At 74.1% G+C, this 22,760-nt stretch carries 19 protein-coding genes; 11 read left to right on the forward strand and 8 right to left on the reverse strand.

Annotated elements, in window-relative coordinates; translation table 11 throughout:
- Nucleotides 1–36: 36 nt before the first annotated feature.
- The 5 genes from ACZ7KX_RS21075 to ACZ7KX_RS21095 form a co-directional block, all read right to left on the reverse strand.
- Nucleotides 37–579, reverse strand: a complete 543-nt coding sequence (locus ACZ7KX_RS21075) for a hypothetical protein (RefSeq protein WP_470327754.1) — start codon at nucleotides 577–579, stop codon at nucleotides 37–39.
- 111 nt (nucleotides 580–690) lie between these two features.
- Nucleotides 691–1,632, reverse strand: a complete 942-nt coding sequence (locus tag ACZ7KX_RS21080; protein WP_470327755.1) for a TIGR01777 family oxidoreductase — start codon at nucleotides 1,630–1,632, stop codon at nucleotides 691–693.
- A gap of 51 nt (nucleotides 1,633–1,683) precedes the next feature.
- Nucleotides 1,684–1,989: a DUF7003 family protein gene (locus ACZ7KX_RS21085; protein ID WP_470327957.1), complete on the reverse strand. Its 306-nt coding sequence runs from the start codon at nucleotides 1,987–1,989 to the stop codon at nucleotides 1,684–1,686.
- Between the two features lie 45 nt (nucleotides 1,990–2,034).
- Nucleotides 2,035–2,391: a UBP-type zinc finger domain-containing protein gene (locus tag ACZ7KX_RS21090; RefSeq protein WP_350523066.1), complete on the reverse strand. Its 357-nt coding sequence runs from the start codon at nucleotides 2,389–2,391 to the stop codon at nucleotides 2,035–2,037.
- 200 nt (nucleotides 2,392–2,591) lie between these two features.
- Entirely contained in the window at nucleotides 2,592–3,422 is an 831-nt protein-coding gene (locus ACZ7KX_RS21095; protein WP_470327756.1) for an alpha/beta fold hydrolase, read from the reverse strand.
- 380 nt (nucleotides 3,423–3,802) lie between these two features.
- On the opposite strand from ACZ7KX_RS21095, the gene ACZ7KX_RS21100 reads away from it, so the two are divergent.
- On the forward strand, nucleotides 3,803–5,929 hold the full coding sequence (locus ACZ7KX_RS21100; protein ID WP_470327757.1) for a SpoIIE family protein phosphatase: 2,127 nt from the start codon (nucleotides 3,803–3,805) through the stop codon (nucleotides 5,927–5,929).
- A gap of 77 nt (nucleotides 5,930–6,006) precedes the next feature.
- Here ACZ7KX_RS21100 and ACZ7KX_RS21105 read toward each other — a convergent pair whose 3' ends face one another.
- Nucleotides 6,007–7,392, reverse strand: coding sequence for an MBL fold metallo-hydrolase (locus ACZ7KX_RS21105; RefSeq protein ID WP_470327758.1), 1,386 nt, complete (start codon nucleotides 7,390–7,392; stop codon nucleotides 6,007–6,009).
- A 354-nt stretch (nucleotides 7,393–7,746) separates the two neighbouring features.
- Here ACZ7KX_RS21105 and ACZ7KX_RS21110 point away from each other — a divergent pair, with 354 nt between their 5' ends.
- From ACZ7KX_RS21110 to ACZ7KX_RS21130, 5 genes are all read left to right on the forward strand, one after another.
- Nucleotides 7,747–8,133: a rhodanese-like domain-containing protein gene (locus tag ACZ7KX_RS21110; RefSeq protein WP_470327759.1), complete on the forward strand. Its 387-nt coding sequence runs from the start codon at nucleotides 7,747–7,749 to the stop codon at nucleotides 8,131–8,133.
- Nucleotides 8,130–8,879 carry a sulfite exporter TauE/SafE family protein gene (locus ACZ7KX_RS21115; protein WP_470327760.1) on the forward strand — a complete coding sequence of 250 codons (750 nt, stop codon included), beginning with the start codon at nucleotides 8,130–8,132 and terminating at the stop codon, nucleotides 8,877–8,879. Before ACZ7KX_RS21110 ends, ACZ7KX_RS21115 begins: the two co-directional genes overlap by 4 nt.
- Before the next feature lie 124 nt (nucleotides 8,880–9,003).
- The gene (locus tag ACZ7KX_RS21120; RefSeq protein ID WP_470327761.1) at nucleotides 9,004–9,570 is read left to right on the forward strand and encodes a rhodanese-like domain-containing protein; all 567 of its coding nucleotides are present in this window, start codon (nucleotides 9,004–9,006) and stop codon (nucleotides 9,568–9,570) included.
- 205 nt (nucleotides 9,571–9,775) lie between these two features.
- The gene (locus ACZ7KX_RS21125; protein ID WP_470327762.1) at nucleotides 9,776–12,205 is read left to right on the forward strand and encodes an RICIN domain-containing protein; all 2,430 of its coding nucleotides are present in this window, start codon (nucleotides 9,776–9,778) and stop codon (nucleotides 12,203–12,205) included.
- Between the two features lie 109 nt (nucleotides 12,206–12,314).
- Nucleotides 12,315–14,369, forward strand: coding sequence for an alpha-galactosidase (locus ACZ7KX_RS21130; protein ID WP_470327763.1), 2,055 nt, complete (start codon nucleotides 12,315–12,317; stop codon nucleotides 14,367–14,369).
- A gap of 7 nt (nucleotides 14,370–14,376) precedes the next feature.
- On the opposite strand, the gene ACZ7KX_RS21135 is transcribed toward ACZ7KX_RS21130, so the two are convergent.
- The gene (locus ACZ7KX_RS21135; RefSeq protein WP_470327764.1) at nucleotides 14,377–14,799 is read right to left on the reverse strand and encodes a hypothetical protein; all 423 of its coding nucleotides are present in this window, start codon (nucleotides 14,797–14,799) and stop codon (nucleotides 14,377–14,379) included.
- A gap of 204 nt (nucleotides 14,800–15,003) precedes the next feature.
- On the opposite strand from ACZ7KX_RS21135, the gene sigJ reads away from it, so the two are divergent.
- From sigJ to ACZ7KX_RS21150, 3 genes are all read left to right on the forward strand, one after another.
- Nucleotides 15,004–15,963 (forward strand): RNA polymerase sigma factor SigJ, encoded by a 960-nt coding sequence (gene sigJ / locus ACZ7KX_RS21140; RefSeq protein WP_470327765.1) that lies wholly within the window; start codon nucleotides 15,004–15,006, stop codon nucleotides 15,961–15,963.
- A gap of 287 nt (nucleotides 15,964–16,250) precedes the next feature.
- Complete coding sequence (locus ACZ7KX_RS21145; protein WP_350523076.1) at nucleotides 16,251–16,994, forward strand: SOS response-associated peptidase; 744 nt, start codon at nucleotides 16,251–16,253, stop codon at nucleotides 16,992–16,994.
- Between the two features lie 83 nt (nucleotides 16,995–17,077).
- Entirely contained in the window at nucleotides 17,078–17,656 is a 579-nt protein-coding gene (locus tag ACZ7KX_RS21150; protein ID WP_470327766.1) for a 3'-5' exonuclease, read from the forward strand.
- Between the two features lie 160 nt (nucleotides 17,657–17,816).
- Here ACZ7KX_RS21150 and ACZ7KX_RS21155 read toward each other — a convergent pair whose 3' ends face one another.
- Nucleotides 17,817–18,590, reverse strand: coding sequence for a GNAT family N-acetyltransferase (locus tag ACZ7KX_RS21155; RefSeq protein WP_470327767.1), 774 nt, complete (start codon nucleotides 18,588–18,590; stop codon nucleotides 17,817–17,819).
- Between the two features lie 216 nt (nucleotides 18,591–18,806).
- Between ACZ7KX_RS21155 and ACZ7KX_RS21160 the strand changes: the two genes are divergently transcribed.
- Nucleotides 18,807–20,927, forward strand: a complete 2,121-nt coding sequence (locus tag ACZ7KX_RS21160; RefSeq protein WP_470327768.1) for a flavin monoamine oxidase family protein — start codon at nucleotides 18,807–18,809, stop codon at nucleotides 20,925–20,927.
- Nucleotides 20,924–22,753, forward strand: coding sequence for an alpha-keto acid decarboxylase family protein (locus ACZ7KX_RS21165; protein WP_470327769.1), 1,830 nt, complete (start codon nucleotides 20,924–20,926; stop codon nucleotides 22,751–22,753). Before ACZ7KX_RS21160 ends, ACZ7KX_RS21165 begins: the two co-directional genes overlap by 4 nt.
- The last annotated feature ends 7 nt before the right edge of the window (nucleotides 22,754–22,760 follow it).

Below are 22,760 nucleotides of genomic sequence, written 5' to 3' on the forward strand. Positions count from 1 at the left end.
GGCGGGCCGCCGTCAGGGCGGCCCGCCTCGGTGGCGCTACTCGTCCGCGACGGCCGGGGGCGGGAGCGGCGGGAGTGCGTGGGCGAAGAGCACGGCGTTCGCGAACTCCGGGCGGTCGACGGGCAGTCCGTGCCGGCCGAAGAGGGCGAACAGCTCCGCGAGGGCGCGCGGTTCGACTCCGCGAGGCCGGTCGTCGTCCATGATCGTGAGTTCACCGAGGAACGGGCCGCAGAACCGGCCCGGCGGGTCGACCAGGCGCAGCCTGAGCCGGACCCGGTGGGTGCTGGTCTCGGGCTCCTCGGCGAAGTCCATGGCGATGCCGCCGATCTGCGACCAGGTGTAGTGCTTCGGCACGAGCAGGCGGACCACGGTGAGGCCGGTCTCCTCCTCCCGCAGCCAGAAGGTGCGCGGCCCGCCGACGGCCGCGGCGGCGGCGACCGCAGCGCCGATCAGCAGGGTCGGCCCCACGCCCGTGGCGCCGGTCCCGCTCAGCACGATCACCGCGATCAGGGCGAGCAGACAGCCGACCCCGATGGCGTCCACCCGGCGTCGCATGAACGCCAGCCGTACCGTCGTCATCCCGCCCCCTTCGCGCGTGCTCCCAGCCTCGCGGCCGGCGCGCGGCCCGGACAAGCAGGCCGCCGGAGCTGTGACGGGCCCGTGACGAACCGACCGTGCGTGCGCCGCCCGTCACCTCCCGCGCAGGCGCCGGACCAGGTCCCGCGCGGCGGCGGGCCAGCTCGGGTACGCGAAGTCGAAGCCCGCGTCGAGCAGGCGGGTCGGGACGACCCGGCGGCTCTTCAGCAACAGTTCGGACTCCGAGCGCAGGGCGAAGGCACCGATCTCGGCCATCCAGCGCGCGGCGGGCAGGGCCAACGGCATGCCCCAGGCGGTGCGCAGGTCGCGCATGAACTCGCGCTGGGGCAGCGGGTTCGGCGCAGCGAGGTTGACCGGGCCGGTCAGCTCCTCGTGCGCGATCAGGAAGTCCACGGCGCGGGCGAAGTCGCGTTCGTGGATCCAGGAGACGTACTGCGCGCCGCCCGCGATCGCGCCGCCGACGCCGAGGCGGGCCAGCCAGGAGAGCGCGTCGAGGGCGCCGCCGCGTTCCGGGCCGAGGACGACGGCGGTGCGCAGGGCGAGCTTGCGGGTGGCGGGGGTGTCGGCCTCGCTCTGGGTGTCCTCCCAGGCGCGGGCGATGTCGATGCTGTACCGCCAGGAGGCCGGGGCGTCGGGTTCGGCACCGCCGATCAGGCCGTCGCGCTCGCCGTTCGGGGCGTCGTGGCGGTGGGCGTAGACGGTGGCGGTGCTCATCTGCAGCCAGACCGCGGGCGGGCGCCGGGCAGCGGCGATCGCCTGGCCGACGGCGCGCGTGGAGAGGACCCGGGAGTCCATCATCTCGCGCCGGTTCTCCTCCGTGTAGCGGCAGTTGACGCTGCGCCCGGCGAGGTTGACCACGACGTCGCTGCCGTCGACCTCCTCCGCCCAGGCGCCGAGCGTGCGCCCGTCCCAGCCGACCTGCCGGGGTCGGACGGGCCTGCGGCTCAGGGTGACCACCCGGTGCCCGGCGGCGGTCAGGCTGCGGTCGAGCAGCGCGCCGAGCGCGCCGGATCCGCCGGGAATGACGATCTTCATGCGTTCCCCCTCATCTCCGCGGACCAGCGTAGCCCAGGATTCTGAACGCGTTCAATTACCTCGCCCGCCGATCCTGCGCCCGCGCCGGAGCCGCACCGAAGGCGGCCCCGACATGCTCCGGGACCGCCCCGACGCCCGGCCCCGGGGCTGCAGCGTCCCCGCGTCGGGCCAGTGCGACCGGTGGGTGTCGGGGGCGAGGGTCGGGCGGTAGCGGGTCGGGTCGCCGGAGTCCAGGACCTCGGCGAGGAGGCGGAAGGTCTCGTGCCCGCTGGGCAGCGTCCCCCCGAAGTCCTCGGGCTGGTTCCATGCGTCGAGCCGGAGCAACAGCGGCAGGTCGGCGGGGAGTCGGGCGCGCAGTTCCGTCCCGTCGCGGCGCGGCGGGCGCCGGTCAGGAGGCGCCGGTCAGGAGGCGCCGAGCAGGTCGGCCCAGTCGGCGGGGACCCGGCCGGCGGGGCCGGGCACCGGCTGGTCGGCCGGGTGGCTGTGTGACGGTGCCAGCTCGGGCCCGGTCTCGAAGTACTCGGACGTGTCGTAGTTCCAGAACCACGTCTCCCCCGGCTCGAAGCTTCGGATGACCGGGTGGCCGCTGGCTCTGGCGTGGGCGGTGGCGTGCTTGGCGAGCGAGTCGTCACAGCAACCGATGTGCCCGCACAGGGCGCAGCGTCGCAGATGGACCCACCAGCCGCCGGCCTCGTCGCATTCGACGCAGCCGGTGCCGCTGGGCGGGACGAGTGCGTCGAAGGCGCTCTCTGGAATCACGGGCCGTCCTCCTGTGGTCGTGGCTCTTGCCGCTGTCGGCGACGGCGGTCTCCGGGTCCTGCCGATCATCTCCCGGTCGTGGGACTTCCGCTGCGCGAGCCCGGCGGAGGTGGTCCGGGCCCCGGCCGGCAGGAGGCCGGCCCGGCAACAGGGCGCGAGCCGGGTGCGGCGCCGGACGCCGCACCCGGCTCGCCGCGCGGTCACGCCAGGAAGGCGAGCAGGTGCTCGTTGACCTCGTCGGCGTACGTCCAGCACAGGCCGTGGTCGGCACCCTCGATCGTCACGTACCGGCTGTCCTTGATCAGCTCGTGGCTGCGCGGGCCGCAGGCGTCGATCGGCAGGATGCGGTCCGCGGTGCCGTGCAGGATCAGCACCGGGATGTCGATCTTGGGCAGGTCGGCACGGAAGTCGGTGTGCCAGGTGGCCACGCAGGCGATCGTCCCCGCCGGGGACGCGCCGACGGCGGTGTTCCAGGCGTCCTGCACCGCCTCGGGGCTGATCCGGCTTCCGAGCGTCAGGTCGAGGTTGTAGAAGTTCTTGTTCCACTCGGTGAAGTACGCCTGGCGGTCGGCGGTGAGCCCGGCCGCGATGTCGTCGAACACCTGCTGGGGGACTCCCTGGGGCGTCTCCTCGGTCTTCAGCAGGTACGGCGGCACGCCGGAGACGATGACCGCGCGCCGGATCCGCCCGGAGCCGTGGTTGCCGAGGTAGCGGGCGATCTCGCCGCCGCCCATGGAGTGGCCGACCAGGTCGGCGTCCCGCAGGTCGAGCGCGGTCAGCAGCTTGTCCAGATCGGCGGCGAAGGTGTCGTAGTCGTACCCGGTCGTCGGCTGGCCGGAGCGCCCGAAGCCGCGCCGGTCGTAGGTGATCACCCGGTGCCCGGCGGCCAGCAGTGCACGCTCCTGGCGCTCCCAGGCACGGCCGCTGAGCGGGAAGCCGTGGATGAGCACGACGGGCCGGCCCGCGCCGTGGTCCTCGTAGTACAGGTCGATCGGAGCGGAGTTCTCCTGGCCGACGTTGACGAAGGGCATGATCGGTCTCCTGGATCTGAGAGGTCGGTCCCGCCGGTGGGACCGCGGGATTCACGAAGAGAGGGTCGAGCGGGCGCAGGCACCGAGAGCCGGTCGCACCGCTTCCTTCGCCGGGATTCCACCGAATCCCGGCCGCCGGAGTTCCGCAACCGCTGACGGCGGCAGGCGCGAGGGCGGGGAGGCCCGCCGGGCCCCGGCCCTGCAGGTGGCGTCCCCCGACGGTGGCACGCTGGTGTCCGAAATGTCGTCGGCGGACCACGGATCGGGGATCATGGTGGCATGACCGAGCGTGAGGCCGTCGGGTGCTCTTCTGTGCTGGGCCGTCCACGGGGCGACCGGTCGCCCCGCCCTGCGGCGGGGACGACGGAGCGGTCCGGCCGGTGAGCGCCGCGGAGAACCCCGCGGAGGGACTGACGCTGGAGGCTCTGCTCAGCAGGTCTCCGCTGGGGCTGCACATCTTCGACGCCGACCTGCGGCTGGTGCGGAGCAACCCGGCGACGGCCGGCATGCGGGGGCGCGATGTCCGGGAGCTGGTCGGTCGACGGCTCCGGGACGTGTTCCCGCTGGAGGACCCGGATGCCGTGGAGGCCCTGGCACGCTCGGTGCTCACGGACGGGCGGCCCGTGCTGGAACGGCGCATCCGGGCTTTCACCGACCCTCCCCCGGCGCCGACGCGCACGTACTCGGTGTCGTTCTTCCGGCTGCGGTCACAGGAGGGGACGCTCCACGGGGTGGCCGTGACCGTGGTGGACGTGACGGAACTGGCGGTCGCGGAGGCGGGCGCGCAGGTCCTGGGCGCGATCCGGGCGCAGGTGGGCGCCTCGCTGGAGGCCGTCGACATCTGCCGGGAACTGGCCGGCGTCCTGACGGCCGACATGGCCGATGCGGTGGTCGTGGAGGTCGTCGACGCCCTGATGACCGGCGACGATCCCCCGATCTTCGCGCCGCCGGGGTACGTGGCCCTGCACGGCGTGGCAGTGGGACGTCGCGGCAGCGACCGCTCGGGCGGGCCGCTCGGGTCCTCGCACGTGCCGGACGCGGCGTCACCCTTCGGGCTGGCGCTGACGCGGGCCAGGCCGGTCACGGTCAGGCCGGCCGGCGGGGACGCCTGGCTGCACGCCACCGCCGACCACGCCGCGGCACTGCGCGGGGCGACGCCCGTCGCCGTACTGGTGGCGCCCTTCATCCTGCGGGGCACGCTCCTGGGCCTGCTGACCCTGTACCGGTGCGAGGGCTCCCCCGCGTTCACCGACGAGGACGCGGAACTGGCCGCGACGGTCACCGACTACGTCGCGCTGTGCCTGGACAACTCGCGCCGCTACACCCGCGAGCACGCGGTCGCCGCCACGGTGCAGCGACGGTTCCTGCCGCGGGCACCGCAGTCCGCCGCCGGCCTGGAGATCGCGCAGGGGCACCTGCCGACACATCGGGCCGGCGGTGGCTGGTACGACGTCATCCCCCTGCCGGGCGCCCGCACCGCGCTCGTCGTCGGCGAGGTCCACGGCGACGGCGAGATCCACGGCGACGGCGAGGCCCACGGCGACGGCGAGATCCGCGGCGACGGGATCCACACCGCCGCGACGATGGGCCAGTTGCGCACCGCGCTGCGCTGCCTGGCCTCCCTCGACCTCGAACCGGACGAGCTGCTGGCCCGCCTGGACGAGACCACGCGGCAGCTGGCTGCGGAACGCCGTGCGCTGCCGGCCGCCGACCCGCTGCGGGACCGGGCGCTGACGGCGAGCTGCCTGTTCGCGGTCTACGACCCGGCTTCCGGAAGCCTCACCGCGGCCCGCGCCGGCAACCCCGGCCTGGTCCTCCTCTCCCCCGTCGGGGCCCTCACCGAGGCGGACCTCCCGGAAGGACCCACCCTGGGATCCTCCGAGACCGCCCCCTTCGCCGCGAGCCGGATGGCCGTCCCCGACGGCACCGTGCTGGCACTCACCACACCGGCCCTGTACGCCGCCCTCGGCGCCCGGGGCCTGCACGCCCGCCTCGTGCCCGGCGGCCGCCCGCTGCGCGACCAGTGCGACGAACTCCTGCTCGCGTCGGGCGACGCCGGGCAGGCGGGAGCGGTGGTCCTGCTCCTGGGCCGGGCCGCCGGACTGGCCCGCGACGCCGCCGTGGAATGGGTCCTGGACGCCGACGAGCAAGCCCCTGCCCGGGCCCGTTCGTTGGTTCGGGCGCAGCTGGGACGCTGGGGGCTGCCCGAGGAGGCCGTGTACGCCACCGAGCTCGTGGTGAGCGAGCTGGTGACCAACGTGGTCCGCTACGGCGATCCGCCGTGCCGCCTGCGCCTGATCCACGCCGACAGCCTGAGCGTCGAGGTCAGCGACGGCGCGGACACCAGCCCCCACCTCCGCCACGCCCGGACCACGGACGAGTGCGGCCGCGGGCTCTACATCGTGTCGCAGCTCGCGGACCGCTGGGGCGTCCGGTTCGCCACCACCGGAAAGACGGTGTGGGTCGAACAGGCCTTCGGAGACGGAGACGAACAGCCCGAATCGTGACGGCGGACCGGCGGGTCGCCCACCGCCCGGCACCCGAACGGCCCCGGGCAGCGCGCGGGCCGGGACGGCCGCCGGCTTCAGCCCCGGGCGGGGTGGGTGAGGGCGTCCCAGGCGTGGTAGCCGCCGATGAGGTCGGAGGTGTCGGCGCGACCGTGGTGGCGCAGCAGGCTGGCGGCGATGGAGGAGCGGTGGCCGCCGGCGCAGTGGACGACCAGGGGGCGGCCGGTGGGGATCTCGTCCAGGCGGCGGGGGAGGTCGGCCAGGGTGATGTGCAGGGACCCTTCGATGGCTCCTGATTCGCGTTCGCCGCAGCTGCGCACGTCCAGGACGGTGGGGGGCTGCGCGCCGGCGAGTGCGGCCCGGAGCTGGTCGGCGGTGAGGCGGCTGGCGGGGGTGACCTCGTCGGCCAGGGCGGGCAGGGCGGTGCCGGGGTTGCGCAGGTAGCCGGCGATGCGGTCGAAGCCGATGCGGGCGAGGCGGGTGACGACCTCGTCCTCGCGGTCCTGCGGCGCGATGATCGCGATGGTGGCGTCGGGGGTCAGGACGGTGCCGGCCTGTTCGGCGAAGCGGCCGTCGATCGGGACGTTGACGGCGCCGCGGACGTGTCCCGCGCCGAAGTCCTGGGGGCTGCGGGCGTCGAGGACGACGGCGCCCGCGGCGCGGACCTCCCTGAAGCCTTCGGGGCACAGGGGGCGGTCGGCGTTCGTCCGGTCGAGCAGCGGACGGTCCTGCCGGTTGAGGGCGGCGTCGTGGCCGAAGTAGGCGGGGGCGGCGGGCTGACCGGCGGCGACGATGCGGACGAAGGCGTCCTGGTCCATGGGCTGACAGGCGTAGTTGGTCAGGCGCTGTGCGCCGATGGTGGACTGCTTCTCGGTGGAGAGGCTCTTCCCGCAGGCGGAGCCGGCGCCGTGCGCGGGGAAGACGCGGACCTCGTCGGGCAGGGCCATCAGCTTGCGGTGGACGCTGTCGTAGAGCATGGCGCCGAGCTCCTCGGCGGTGACGCCGGCGGAGGCGAGCAGGTCGGGGCGGCCGACGTCGCCGATGAAGAGGGCGTCGCCGGTAAGGACGCCGTACGGGACTTCGTCGGTGGCGTGCTCGTGGACGAGGATGCTGATCGACTCGGGGGTGTGCCCGGGGGTCTCCATGATCTGCAGGGTGACGTCGCCGAGGGGGATGCGTTCGCCGTCGGCGAGGGGGCGGATGGGGTACTCGGTCTCGGCCCGCCGGCCGTAGCCGATCCAGGCGCCGGTGCGGGCGGCGAGTTCGAGGTGGCCGGCCAGGAAGTCGGCGTGGAAGTGGGTGTTGATCACGCCGACGACGGTCAGGCCGCGCGCCCTGGCGTCGGCGAGGTACTCGTCGACGTCCCGGCGGGGGTCGACGATCACGGCCTGGCGGGTGGTCTCGTCGGCGATCAGGTAGGACGCCTGGGAGAGGCAGTCGAGGTAGTACTGGCTGAAGATCACGGGGTGTCTCCTCGTCGGGTCTGACAAGCCGGCCACGCGTTCGACGGGTGGCCCTCCTGGAGGCGTCGGGCGCCGGGACAGTTCGCGATACCCCCCTCGGTATGCCATCCGGCATGCGGTGGCCATGGGTCTGATACCGGTGGGGGTATCGCCGAACAGTTTCGATAATACCCCCGGGGGTACTATGGTGGCGTCGAGGGGGACCGGCCGCCGCCACCGAAACCAGGTACGGGCGGGGCCGACGAAGCGCCGACACCGCCGCCACACCGGGCCGTACGACCCTTACGGGCGGCCGCGACACCCCCGCTCCGCCCGGACCCACGTGCCGTCCGGCCCGCACCACTGGAGACTGCCTTGCCTCAGCTGCCGCCCGCCCTCGGGCACCCCGCACCCCACCCGGACACCGACCGGGCCACCCCCGTCCAGGCCCGGGAGCTCACCCGCACCGACGACGCCGTCCTGCTCGACGTCCGGGAGGCCGACGAGTTCGCCGCCGGCCACGCCCCGGGCGCGCTGCACCAGCCGTTGATCGCCCTGGCGGCGGGCGCCCCGCTGCCGCCGGCGGCCACCGGACGGACGGTGCTCGCCCTGTGCCGCTCCGGGCACCGCTCCCGGCGCGCGGTGGAACTGCTCGCACAGCGCGGCATCCGGGCGCTGAACGTGACGGGCGGCATGCACGCCTGGGCCCTCGCCGGGCTGCCGGTCACCACCCCGGGCGGCGAAGCCGGGCGGGTGGCATGACGTCGCTGCTGCTGGCGCTGGCCGCCGGCGCCGTGGTCGGGCTCGCGCTGGGCGGGCTCGGCGGGGGCGGCAGCATGCTCGCCGTGCCCGCCCTGGTCTACCTGCTGGGCTTCAGCCCGGCGCTGGCCACCACGGCCGCCCTGGTGATCGTCGCCGCGACCTCGCTGACCGGGCTGCTCGCCCACGCCCGGGCGGGGCGGGTCCGCTGGCGCACCGGCGCACTGTTCGCCGCCGCCGGACTGCCCGTGGCGGCCGCCGCCGGGGCACTGTCCGCGCACCTGCCGGGCGCGCTGCTGACCGGTGCCTTCGCGGTACTGGCGGCGCTCGCGGCCTGGCGGATGCTGAAGCCGGCCAAGGCGGACGCGCAGGAACGTTCCGCTGCAACGCCCGGACGCTCCACGGCGGCGGGCGCCGGACTCGGCGCCGTCACCGGCCTGCTCGGTGTCGGCGGCGGATTCCTGGCCGTCCCCGCCCTGGTCTCGGTGCTCGCGCTCACCATGGCCGAGGCGGTCGGCACCAGCCTGCTGGTCATCAGCGCCAACTCCCTCGCCGCCCTGCTGCCCCGCCTCGGCGCGACCGGCGCCATCGACTGGGCCGTGGCCGCGCCCTTCACCGGGGCCGCGATCCTCGGCGCCTGGGACGGCAAGCGGCTCGCCGACAAGCTCAGCGGGCGCACCCTGCAGAAGGCCTTCGCCGTCGCCCTGCTCGGCGTCGCGGCGCTGATGCTGATCACCTCACTGAGCTGATCGCCCCGCGGAGCCGGGCACGGCCGCCGAGCCGGACACCGCGCCCGGCCCGCCTCCAAGCCCCCCTCCTCCCCTTCCCCGCGACCCGCCCCGGCCGCGACCTCCCCCGCCCGAAAGGACCCCCATGACCACGCCGCTGACCGTCGAGCAGCTCAAGCCCCGCCTCGGGCAGCTCACCCTCATCGACGTCCGCTCCCCCGGCGAGTACGCCGCCGGCCACATCCCCGGCGCGCTGAACGTCCCGCTCGACCGGCTGGACCGCGCCCTGCCCGTGCTGCGCGACGCCGCCGAGCAGCACGAACTCGCCGTCGTCTGCGCCGCCGGGCCGCGCGCCGAGCAGGCCTGCCGCCGGCTGGCCGACGCCGGCATCCCGACCCTCACGCTGTCCGGCGGCACCAACGCCTGGTCCGGCGCCGGGCAGGCGCTGAACAAGGCGCCCGGCGCCCGTAGCACCTGGGCGATGGACCGTCAGGTACGGCTGTCAGCAGGCTTGTTGGTCCTCGCCGGGCTGCTGCTCGACCTCGTACTGCCGGGTGCCCGCTGGGCCTCCGCGGCCGTCGGCGCCGGGCTGGCCTTCTCCGCGCTGACGAACACCTGCGCCATGGGCGCGATGCTCGCCAGGCTCCCGCACAACCGCCCGCGCCCCGGCGGGCCCACGCTGGACGACACGCTCGCCGCCCTCGGACGCTGAGCCCGGACCGCGTGCCGGGCGACGGCCCCTGCCCACCCCCGTCGGGCAGGGGCCGTCGCCGCGCCGCGCAGCCGGTGCTGTCCGGGCCGTTGACGCGGGCTTGTCTGAACATGTGAAATGTCACCCATCACACGCGACCTGTTGCGCATCGATTTGAACGTTCAAACGCCTGCCAGTCAACCCACCCGACGGAAGAGGACCCGCCATGCCGCCCCGCACCCGCGCCTTACCGTCCGGTCTCCTGCTCCTGGCCGTCCTCGCCGCCCAGGCCCTCGGCGGCCCACCCGCGTTCGCGGGCGACCAGGCGCCCGGCCAGGTGCCCGACCGCGCCCCGCTCGTGGACGGCGGCAGCTACGTCCTCGGCTCCGCCCTGGACGGCAGCTGCCTCGGCCCGCAGTTCGCGCAGTCCGGCCCCGGCCCCGTGCCGGTCGTCGGCGCCCACTGCCAACGGCTGCTCAGCCAGCGCTGGCAACTGCGCAGCGCGGGGGGCGAGTTCCTGATCGTCAACGCCGCGAGCGGCCGCTGCCTCACCCTCGACGGCCCGGGCCGCCCGCCCACCACGGCCGACTGCGGCACCTCCCCCGACGCCGAGCGCTTCACCGTCTCCCGCGGACCGCAGGGCACGTACACCCTCGCCGCGCGCGGCACCGGCTCCTGCCTCAGCGCCGGACAGGAGGCCGGGACCGGCCCCGCGCCGGGGACCGGGCGGGCCGCGGCGCGCGGCCGCTGCGACACCCGCCCGGCCCACCGCTGGACCCTCACCCGCACCGAGCCCCTCGCGCTCGCCAACCCCGGCTTCGAGCAGGGCGCCGACGGCTGGACCCTCACCGAGCACACCGGCATCGCCACCAACAACCCGCACGGCGGCACCCGCCTCGCCTACCTCGACGCCGGCTCCGGCTACACCGTCACCCACCGGACGACCGCCGTCAGCGCCGGCGGCTACGACCTCTCCGCCTGGATCGCGACCGGCGGCGCCGGCGGCACCCTCGCGGTCCGCGTCAACGGCGCCGTCGTGCGCTCGCTCACCCTCCCCGAGCAGCCCACCTACGCCAAGTACAGCCTCCCCCGGATCCGGGTCGCCGCCGGCGACCGCATCGACCTCACCATCGGCTCCTCGCCCACCGGTTGGGTCAACGTCGACGACGCCGCCGTCGCCCCGTCCGCCCCGAACGACCCGGTCGCCAGCTCCTCCGACCCCGAGGTCGTCGCACTGTTCGACTGGGCCAAGACCAAGGCCAACAGCTGGGTGCAGCAGGCCGGCGCCACCGGCGTCCTCGACATGGACGAGAACCACCCCGGCGGCACCGGCAGCACCACCTACGACGCCACCTACTGGGCCGGCTACCCCTTCCGCTCCGCCTTCTACAGCCGGGACTTCGCCCACCAGCTGGTCGGCGCGCACCTGCTGGGCCTCGACGCCGAGAACAAGACCATGCTGCGCGGCTTCGCCGCCTCCGCCACCGAGGTCAACGGGCTGTACCCGGTCTGGGCGCTCGACTTCGACGCCCGGACGTACGGCGCCATCGACTACCGGAGCCCGGCCAGCTTCGTCCGCGAGCTGCCCGCGCCCTTCGAGCTGGTCCAGAAGGCCGGCGAGGCCTACCGCTGGACCGGCGACCGCGACTACGCCGACGACGCGACGCTCGGCGCCTACGTCCGCAACACCCTGGGTCCGTTCATCGCCCGCCACCCCGGCCCGATCGACAACGGCGGCCTGCCGATCCCGCAGGCCACCAGCCGCAGCATCTTCGCCGGCACCGCCGGCTACGCCGAGAACGCCACCGGCACCTACGCCGAGGCCGGCGACGCGCTGGGCGCCCAGTACCAGGCCTACCTCGCCGCCGCCACGCTCGCCGACGCCCGGGGCGACGCCGCCTCGGCCGACGGGTACCGCCGGGCCGCCGAGACGCTGCGCACGTACGTCAACACCACCTGGAGCGTGGACCCCGGCCGGCCCGGCGAGGTGGTGCACGGCTACGACACCGCCGGCACGCCGATCACCGGCTGGGGCTACGAGGCGAGCGTGCTGATGCCGGTCAAGCAGCTGCTCGACCCCGGGCCGCGCCGGGACGGCCTCCTCGCCGCCATCGACGCCGCCGACTCCGGCCCCGAGCGCTCGGCCAACCTGGAGGCCTACACCTACCTGCCGGACGCCTTCTTCGCCGGCAACGACGGCGCCACCGCCTGGAAGTGGATGCGCTACGTCTACGAGAACGCCGGCGAGCAGCACGCGAGCGGGCGGATGCTCAACGGCGACTACCCCGAGGTCCCGTTCACCCTGCTCGCCCAGACCGTCCAGGGCCTGCTCGGCGTCGAACCGGACGCGGCCGCCGGCACCCTCGCCACCACCTCCCGGCTGCCCGCCCCGACGGGCTGGCTGCAGGTCGCCGGCATCCCGGTCGGCGACGGCACGGTGACCGTCCGCCACGACGGCGAACGCGCCAGCACCGTCACCAACACCGGTGCGAAGACGATCACTTGGGAGGCCCGCTTCCGGGGCCGGCACGCGCACCTCACCGTCGACGGCAAGCCGCGGGACGCCCGCACCGAGGTCGTCGACGGCGTCACCTACACCTGCGCCACCGTCACCCTCGCCCCCGGCCGGTCCGCGACCGCGGCCGTCACCGACTGACCCCCGCACCGCACCACCCGCGGCCGGCCGGCCCCACCCGGCCGGCTGCGGCTCCCCCGCACCTCCCGACCGACCGTCACACCCACCCCCACACCCCAGGAGAGCGCGCATGCGCCGAACCCCCCGCCGCCTGGCGGCCACCCTCCTCTCACTCGCCCTCGCCACCGCCGGCCTCACCGCCCTCGACCTCGGCACCGCCCCCGGAGCCGCCGCGCTCGGCAACGGGCCCGCCCTCACCCCGCCGATGGGCTGGAACTCCTGGAACTCCCTCGGCACCGAGGTCACCGAGGAGCAGGTCGTCCAGACCATCGACTTCATGGCCGCCAACGGCCTGGTCTCGGCCGGCTACGACACCGTCACCATCGACGACGGCTGGTCGCTGTGGCACCGAGACGGCCAGACCACCGACCTGGTCCGCAACGCCGACGGCGGTCTGCAGCTCTACGACGCCGCCGGGAACCCGGTCGGCGGCAGCGACGGCGCCGGCAACGACCCCACCAGCGGCCACCTCGTCCCGCGGCCCGACCACTTCCCCGCGCAGAACGTCGACGGCCGGACCGTCAACGGGATCGAGTACCTCGCCCGGTACGCCCACGACAAGGGCATGAAGTTCGGCCTCTACGCCACCGACACCTACCTCACCTGCCAGATGCACCCCGGCAGCCTCGGCCACGAGAGCACCGACGCCGCCGACTTCGTCGCCTGGGGCGTCGACTTCGTCAAGTACGACGACTGTCCGTACGGCCCGAAGATCATCGGCCCGGACGGGCACGACTACGGCACCCAGGGCGAGGGCAAGGAACTGACCCGCTCCGTCTACACCCGGGTGCAGACCTTCCAGCGCGCCCTCGACGCGGCCTCCGCCGCGCAGGGACGGCCCCGGGTCACCCTCAGCGTCTCCGCCCAGCCCGTCCACACCGGCGTCCCGTACCTGCTGGCCGCCGACGACCCGGCCCGCACCGACCCGGTCGTCCTGGCCGCCGGCACCGCTCCCTTCCAGGCCCCCGGCTACGCGCCCACCGGCATCTGGTGCGGCCAGGTCGCCCACCTGTGCCGGATCGGCGGCGACCGGGACAGCGAACTCGACGGGGTGCTCTGGAACGGGCAGTTGCAGACCGCGCTGCAGTACCCGGACAACGTCCGCCCGGGCAGCTGGAACGACCTGGACATGATGTTCACCGGCTGGCAGGACGTCTACGGCCTCTACGGCACCACCGACACCTGCACCTGCCACAAGCCCTTCACCGACGACGAGTCCCGGACGGAGACCTCGATCCTCGCGATGCTCGCCGCGCCGCTGATCTCCGGCGCCGACCTGCGCACCGCCGCGCAGTCCGGGCACAGCGCCGACGGCTACACCTGGTCCACCGGGATCAGCGCCGAGAGCCTCGCGATCCTGAAGAACCGCGAGGTGATCGCCGTCGACCAGGACAGCCTGGCGAAGCCCGCCACCCTGGTCGGCGCCAGGCCGGCCGACGGGCGGGCACCGGTCGTGCTCAAGCGGCAGCTGGCCGGCGGCGACACCGCCGTGCTGCTGGTCAACCAGGACCCGACGGCCGCCCGGACGGTGAGCACCAGCCTCGCCGGACTCGGGCTCGGCGGCGCCGCCTACCGCGCCGAGGAGCTGTGGACCGGCGCGAGTTCGACCGTCACCGGCCCGCTCGGCGGCACCCTGCCGCCGCACGGGGCGGCCCTGTACCGGCTCACCGCGCAGACCGGCGGCGGAACGTCGGGCGTGGTCGACGACGGCCGGTACCACACACTGGCCACCGGCGGACTCGCGATGGGCGTCTCCGGCTCCTGCGCCTCGCCGCTCACCTCGGTCGCGGACATCGAGCCGCCGCGCAGCGGCGACCCGGCGCAGCAGTGGGTGTTCACCACCAACCCGGACGGCACGGTCCGGATCACCGACGGCTGCGACACCCCGACCCACCGGCACACCGTGCTGTCCGCCGGGGCCTCCGCCGGCAACAGCGCCTACCTGCTCGACCTCTCCCCCGGCAACCCCTGGCAGGAGTGGCGGGTGACGCGGGCCCCGGCCGGCGGCGCCCTCACCGTCACCAACGTCGCCACCGGGCTCGACCTCGGCGTCGGCTCCGCGGCCGCGGGCACGCCCGTCACCACCGACCCGCCCGCCGGGCGGAGTTGGACCGTCACCTCCTGAGCCCGCGCTACCGGGCACCGGACCGCCGCACCACGCGGGCGGCCGGCGCCCGGACCAGCGCCGCCACGCTCAGGCCGAAGATCAGCACGCCCAGCGGGACGTGCACCGACGGCACGTGCGCGATGCCCAGGACGACCTGCGCCGAGGCCAGCACCAGGAAGCCGGTGGCGTGCAGGACCGGCCGCGGCGAACCACCGCCCGGCCGCCACGCCAGGACCGCGGCGAGCACGTACAGCATCGACGCCCCGTACATCACCCGCGCCCCGACTCCGTGCACCACCTCGGCGGAGGAGGTGGACAGCAGCAGGCCGGCCGTGACCGCCTGGAAGAAGACGGCCGCGGTCTGCAGGGCGATCGCGGCCCTCAGGAAGGTGACGCCCCGCCGGGTCGCCGCCGTCGTAGCCGTCGTAGCCGTGGTCGCCGTGGTCATGATGCGCTCCCCTCTGCCGCCTCGCGGCAGTGATCGTCGATGTCTCGATCAACCGACGACGTGGGGGCCCCGAGTGTGAGGCGGGGTTTCCGGTGTCACACTCCGGTGCGCCGTTCGGTCGTAACGGCGAGAGCGGCAGGAGCCGTCCGCACGAGCGCCGTGCGGGCGGCAGCGGACGAGACGAGCCAGGGAGCGTCCCCGATCATGACCACCCCATCCGAGCCGGGGCACCACCCGTCCGCACCGGACCCGAGCGCGATCGTCGGCGAGCGGCGGCAGCTGATCAACATCGCCTACCGGCTGCTGGGTTCGCTGGCCGAGGCCGAGGACGCCGTGCAGGAGACGTACACCCGGTGGTACGCGATGCCGCCGGAGCGGCAGCAGGCCGTCGCCTCGCCCGGTGCCTGGCTGACCACGGTGGCCACCCGCGTCTGCCTGGACCTGCTCGGCTCGGCCCGGGTGCGGCGCGAGCGCTACGTCGGGGAGTGGATACCCGAACCGCTGCCCGACCGCGCCGAGTGGATCGGCGGGCCGGGCGGCGGCCAGGAGGAGCCGACCGACCCGGCCGACTGGGTCACCCTGGACGAGTCGGTGAACATGGCCTTCCTCGTCGTCCTGGAGGCGATGACCCCGGCCGAGCGGGTGGCGTTCATCCTGCACGACGTCTTCCGGTACCCGTTCCCCGAGGTCGCCGAGATGGTCGGCCGCACCCCGGCGGCCTGCCGACAGCTGGCCACCTCGGCCCGACGGCGGGTGCGCGCCGTGCAGGCGCCGACCGCCCCCAGGGCCGGACAGGCCGGTCTGGTACGGCACTTCAAGGAAGCCTGGGAGGCCAGGGACATCGCGGCGCTGGTCGGCCTGCTCGCCCCCGACGCCACGATGACGGCCGACGGCGGCGGCACGGTCGGCGCCGTCCTGCGCCCGGTCGTGGGCGCCGACCCGATCGCCCGGTACGTGGTCCGGATCGCCGACACGGCCCCCGGGCTCACGCTCCTCGAACGGACCGTCAACGGCCGCCCCGGCCTCGTCGCCCAGCGCGCCGGCCGCACCGCGACCGTCGCGGCCTTCGAGGTGGACGGCGGCCGGATCACCCGGATCTGGGCGGTCCGCAACCCGGAGAAGCTGCGCCCCTGGACGGAGGACGGGCGGCAGCGCGGCCACTGAGCCGCCGCCCCGGGGCCGGTCCCCGACGCCCCCGTCGCCCCACGGGCGGGGGTCCCGGCCCCGCCTCGTCGGCCTGCCCGCCACCGAGCAGCAGCGGCCCGACGGCGAGGACGGTCGGCCCCTCCGGCGGAGGACCGGCCGCAGGGTGCGCCACGGCGGCGCACACCGAACGCGCCGGTACACCGGGCGCACCGGCACACCGAACACACCGGCCCGCCGAAGCCGCCGACGCGTCGAAGCCGCGGGGTGCGCCCCGGTTGTCCGTCCCTGGTGGCAGGCTGGGGGGCATGTGCGGCCGCTTCGTCTCCACCACCACGCCCCAGGACCTCGTCTCGCTGCTCGGTGAGCTCCGCTGGGACCCGGCCGAGACCTTCGCGCCGAGCTGGAACGTCGCCCCCACCGATCCCGTCCCGGCCGTCCTGGAACGCGTCGACCGGGACACCGGCGAGGTGCTGCGCCAGCTGCGCCCGCTGCGCTGGGGCCTGGTCCCGTCCTGGTCCAAGGACGCGTCCGGCGGCGCCCGCATGATCAACGCCCGCTCGGAGACCGTCGACACCAAGCCCGCCTTCCGCAAGGCCTTCACCGCCCGCCGCTGCGTCATCCCCGCCGACGGCTACTTCGAGTGGCGGGAGGTGCCCGCCGATGCCGACCGCAAGAAGTACAAGCAGCCGTACTTCCTCAGCACCGGCGGCGTGATGCTGATGGCCGGCCTCTACGAGTTCTGGCGCGACCGCACCCGCGCCGACGACGACCCGCTCGCCTGGCTCGCCACCGCCACCGTCATCACCACCGACGCCACCGACAGCGCCGGCCGCATCCACGACCGGATGCCCCTCACCATCGCCCCGGACGACCTCCCCACCTGGCTCTCCCCCGCCCACACCGACCCGGCCGAGCTCCACCACCTCCTGCGCCGCCCCGCCGACGGCGACCTGCGCGTGCGCGCCGTCGCCCCCACCGTCAACAGCGTGCGCAACAACGGCCCCGAACTGCTGGACACCGCCCCCGACCCGCTGGGCCTCGCGGACTGAGGCCCGGAGCGGCGGCCGGTCACCGGCCCGGCGGCGGAAATCCGGGTGACCCGGCGGCGGGAGGTTCCCTACGATGCCCGCTCATGGACGTCAACGAGCACCTGCTGAACGTGGTCGATGTCGAAGCGACCTGCTGGGAGGGGCAGCCGCCGCCCGGGCAGGTGAGCGAGATCATCGAGATCGGGCTCACCGTCGTCGACCTGCGCGCCGGTACCCGCCTCGCCAAGCACCGGCTGCTGGTGCGGCCCGCGCGGTCGCGGGTGAGCCCGTTCTGCACGGAGCTGACGGGGCTGACGCAGGCCGAGGTGGACGGGGGCCTGTCCTTCGCCGAGGCCTGCCGGACGCTGGCCGCCCGGCACCGCACCGGCACGCTGCCCTGGGCGAGTTGGGGCGACTACGACCGCAACCAGTTCACCCGCCAGTGCCGGACCACGGGCACGGAGTACCCGTTCGGGCAGCACCACACCAATGCGAAGGTCGCCTTCACCGCCGCCTACGGCCTGCGGCGGCGCCCCGGCATGGCCCAGGCGCTGACGGTGGCCGGCCTCCCGCTGGAGGGGCGCCACCACCGGGGCGACGACGACGCGTGGAACATCGCCGCCCTGGTCCTGGACCTGGTGGGCCGCGGGGACTGGCCGGGCGGGACGGCCCAGGAGGCGTGAGCCGCTCGGGCGGCGCTCACGAGGGCCCGATCGGCCACGGCTGCCCGTACCGCCCGTCCCGTCCTGCCGTGCCCCCGTCCCGACCGGGGGCGCCGTTCCCGCAGCGCGACGGGACCTCGACGGCGCCGACGGTGCCCCTCCCGTGCCCGCCGGCCGTGCCTCAGGTGCGTTCGAAGCCGTGGCCGCGCCCGATGACCTCGAAGCCCCGGCGGGCGTACCACTCCCGCGGCCAGTCGTCGGACTCCGCGATCAGGAAGCGCGTGGCGCAGCCCGAGTCCGCCGCGCGGCTCAGGCCGGCGGCCAGGACGGCGTCGGCGTGGCCGCGCCGGCGGTGCGCCTCGGCAGTCATCAGGTCCTCGATCTGGGCGATCCCGAGGGCGGGTTCGAGGTAGAGGTCGCTCCAGGCCGCGACCTCGCCGTTCTCCGCCCGCGAGCCGAGGAAGCGGACGCGTTCGGCTCCGCGGCGGGTCGTCACGCGTCGCTCGACCAGCAGGTGGATCACCTCCTCGGCGGCGTCCGGCAGTGCCGTCCGCCAACTCGCCGCGAGCGGCTCGCGGAGCGCCGCCAGGCCGACCTCCTCGACGGTGCGGCCGTCGCGGGCGGCGGGGACCGGGCCGGAGTGCAGCATCACCAGGTAGGTGCTGTGCCGGTACCCGGCCCGCTCGAAGGGCCCGACGCACGCCGCGCCGAAGTCGTCGTCCAGGACGGACGCGACGCGGAAGGGCCGCTCGCCCATCACCTCGTCGACGACGCCGGGCAGGGCGGCCGGCTCCGCGTCGGTCCGGTCCACCACGACCTGGTTGTTCGACCACGAGCCCGCGAAGCGGTCGTCGAACACCGCGAACCCTCCCGGGAGTTCGACCGTGCGCTCGGCCCGCCGACGCGCGAACCCGGCCAGGAAGGCGTTGATCCGCCGCAACTCGTCATCCGACATGCCGCGCACTCTACGGGCTCCCCGCCCGGCCCGGGCCCGCTCCCCGCAACTCGTTCCCCGTACACCCCCCGGGCAGGAACTCGCCCGGTGGCACTGCGTGATCCCGTCGAAGGACCGACCTCCGGTTGACAGGTCCCTCGGCGACGAAGCTACTTTGAGTAGCGTACGAATCACTCATCGTGGTCATCCGCGCTGCCCACTCCCCCGAGGAACACCATGGAGAACCCCGTCATCGAAGGCACCGCCGGCGATCGCGCCCGCTGGCAGACCTGCCGACAACTGGCGCGCGAACTGCTGCTGGTCGGTCCGGACGACAAGGACCTGAAGCTGCGCTACCTCGACGTCCTGATCAAGGACGGCATCCCGGCGACGGACGAGCCCAAGGACGTGCTGATCATCGGCGCGGGCATCGCCGGGCTGGTCGCCGGGAAGCTGCTCAAGGACGCCGGACACAACGTCACCGTCCTGGAGGCCAACGCCAACCGGATCGGCGGGCGGATCAAGACCTTCCGTTCCACCGACGACGAACTCGACGGGCCGTTCTACGACCCCAGGCAGTACGCGGAGGCCGGGGCGATGCGGCTGCCCAGCTTCCACCCGCTCACCCTGGCGCTGGTCGACAGCCTCGGCCTGCAACGGCAGCTGTTCTTCAACGTCGACGTCGATCCGGACACCGGCAACCAGAACGCGCCCGTCCCGCCGGTGGTCTACGAGTCCTTCGAGCCCGGCAAGGTCTGGAAGTACGGCGCGGACAGCCCGGACTTCCGCGAACCGGCCAAGCGCTTCAACTCCTGGATCCGCACGAACCGGATCCAGGCCCGCCGCAAGGAGTACGCGGCCGACCCCAGCTGCATCAACGAGGGCTTCCACCTCACCGGCGACGAGGTGCGGATCACCGCCGCCGACATGGTCAACCAGGCCCTGGAGCCGGTCCGCGACTACTACTCGGAGATCAAGGACGGCAAGCGGGTGAACAAGCCGTTCGCCGAGTGGCTGGACGGCTGGGCCCGGGTGATCCGCGACTTCGACGGCTACTCGATGGGCCGCTTCCTGCGCGAGTACGCGGGCTTCAGCGACGAGGCCATCGAGGCGATCGGCACGATCGAGAACATGACCTCGCGGCTGCACCTGGCCTTCTTCCACACCTTCCTGGGCCGCAGCGACATCAACCCGAACGCCACCTACTGGGAGATCGAGGGCGGCAGCTGGAAGCTGCCCGAAGCGCTCGCCGACGAGCTCCGCGACGAACTGCGGATGGGCCGGCGGATGATCCGGATGGAGTACTGGGACCCGCGCCGGGACGGCGGCGGAGCCCGGGAGGTGGGCCCGATCGGGCCGCAGGTCGCCGTCAGCACCGTTCCCGAGGACGACCCGGAGGCCGAACCCACGGTCTGGAAGGGCGACTTCGCGATCGTCACCGTCCCGTTCTCGGCCCTGCGGTTCGTCCAGGTGACGCCGCCGTTCTCCTACAAGAAGCGCCGGGCGATCATCGAGACCCACTACGACCAGGCCACCAAGGTGCTGCTGGAGTTCTCCCGCCGCTGGTGGGAGTTCACCGAGGCGGACTGGAAGGTCGAACTCGACTCCATCACCCCCGGCCTGTACGAGTACTACCAGCGGGCGGGCGAGGACGACGCCGAGGCGGCCGTCGCCGCCGCCCACAACGGCCACCGGCCCCCGCGCAACCTGCCGGAGGTGCTGCTCGGCGCGCACGCGAGCGTGGACGAGCGCCGGATCGGCCAGGGCCAGCGGGAGGTCTACCAGCACACCCCGCTGCTCCGGGCGAGCGTGCGCCCCGCCACCGACTGCTTCGGCGGCGGCTCGACCACCGACAACCCGAACCGCTTCATGTACTACCCCTCGCACCCGGTGCCCGAGGGCGACGGCGGCGGCGTGGTCCTGGCGAGCTACAGCTGGTCGGACGACGCGGTGCGCTGGGACTCCATGGAGGACGACGAGCGGTACGTGTACGCGTTGCGCAACCTCCAGTCGGTGCACGGCCGCCGGATCGAGGTGTTCTACACCGGCTACGGACAGACCCAGAGCTGGCTGCGCGACCCGTACGCCTTCGGCGAGGCGGCGGTGTACACCCCCCACCAGATGACCAGCTTCCACCTCGACGTGATGAAGCCGGAGGGCCCGGTGCACTTCGCCGGCGAGCACGTCTCGTTCAAGCACGCCTGGATCGAGGGCGCGGTGGAGACCGCCGTCCGGTCGGCCATCGCGGTGCACGAGGCCCCGCCGCCGCCGGCCCGGGCGGAACCGGACCTCCGGCCCGAGGTCCGGGCCCGGGAGGAAGGACGGTCGGAGAGCCGACAGGAGGCACTGCGCGGATGAGCGGCGACGAATGGACGGTGGCCCGCTACCTGGCCACCCGGCTGGAGCAGTTGGGCGTCAAGTACCTGTTCGGGGTGCCGGGGGACTTCCTCGGCCCGTTCCTGACGATCATGCAGTCCACCACCGGGGTGCGCTGGATCGGCACCCCCACCGAGATGGGCGGCGGCTACGCGGCCGACGCCTACGCCCGGGTGCGGGCCGCCGACATCGACCCGGCCACGGGCGAGCAGGCCGTCGGCGCCGTCGCGGTGACCTACGGGGTGGGCGCGTTCAGCCTGCTCAACACCGTCGGCGGCGCGTACGTCGAGGACGTGCCACTGATCGCGATCAACGCCGCGCCCTCCTACGAGCAGTGGCTCAACCAGCAGGCGGTCGGCCTGCTCACCTCGCACATGAGCACGCGCCGGGAGAGCAACCTGGAGGTCTACCGGCAGGTCACGGTGGACGCACAGGTGCTCTCCAACCCGGGCCTCGCGCCCTCCCAGATCGACAGCGCGATCACCGCGTGCCTCACCGAGCGCAAGCCGGTCTACCTGGAGGTGATGGAGGACCTCTGGCACGCGCCGTGCGCGCCTCCGCAGGGCGAACTCCGCGCCCATGACAGGCCGTTCACCCAGCGGAACGAGGAGATGCTGGAGAAGGCGGTCGCGGCCGCGGTGGAGCTGATCGAGGCGTTCGGCACACCGATCGTGTGGGCCGGCGAGGAACTGGTCCGCAAGCGGCTGGAGGACGAGCTGCTGGACTTCGTGCAGGCCACCCGGATGCAGTTCTGCACCACGGTCGGCGCGAAGTCCGTGGTGTCCGAACGGCACCCGCTGTTCGCCGGCGTCTACAACGGGAAGGCGAGCCTGCCGGAGATCCGGGCGACCTTCAAGAACGCCGGGTGCCGGATCGGCCTGGGCACCTGGTCCACGTCCAAGAACCTCGGCGGCGAGCAGTCGATCGGCGACGACTGGATCGTGGCGGCCCGCGACGGCGTCAGCGTCGGCGCCAGGTACTTCCCCGAGGTCCAACTCGGCCGGTTCATCCGGGCGTTGCGCGACGCACTGGGCGGCAGGACCTTCGCCGCCGACCACTTCGCGCTGGCGCACGCGGCGGGCCTGGACGTCCCGGCCAGCACGGCCGACTTCCTGGACTCGCTGAGCAGCGACCAGTACCCGGCGGAGCTGACCTACGACAGCTTCTTCGAGCACATGAACCACTTCCTGGAGCACCGGGCCACCGGCGGGGACCCGCAGGCCCCCTCGCCGTTCACGGTGGTCTCGGACGCCGCCTTCGCGCTCCTCGGCTCGATGAACCTGCGGATCACCGAGCGGGCCGGCTTCCTGGCCCAGAACAGCTGGCTGTCCATCGGCTACTCCGTCGGCGCCGCCACCGGCGTGGCGCTGGGCCGGCAGCAGCCGCTGAAGCGCCCGCTCGTGTTCGTCGGGGACGGCTCCTTCCAGGAGATCTGCCAGGAGCTGTCCACCCAGGTGCGCCACCACCTGCGGCCGGTGGTCTTCGTCCTGGACAACGAGGGCTTCTACGGCATCGAGCAGATGCTGGTCAGCCCCTGCTACTACAAGGAGAAGCCGTCCAACGGGGCCGACTTCTACAACGTGCTGCACCCGTGGCGCTACGAGATGCTGGCCGAGGTGTTCGGCACCGAGAAGGACCGGATGCACGGGCGCGAACTCACCACCCACGCCGAGCTCGAATCGCTCCTGACGGAGATCGCCGATCCCGGCAACGACCTCAACCACGCGCCGGTCCTGGCCCGGGTCCGGCTCAGCCGGCACGACTACCCGAGGGCCCTGCAGTACCGGATCGACGAGAAGTGCCCGTAGCCCGCAC

The organism is Kitasatospora sp. NPDC038210 (assembly GCF_055600605.1).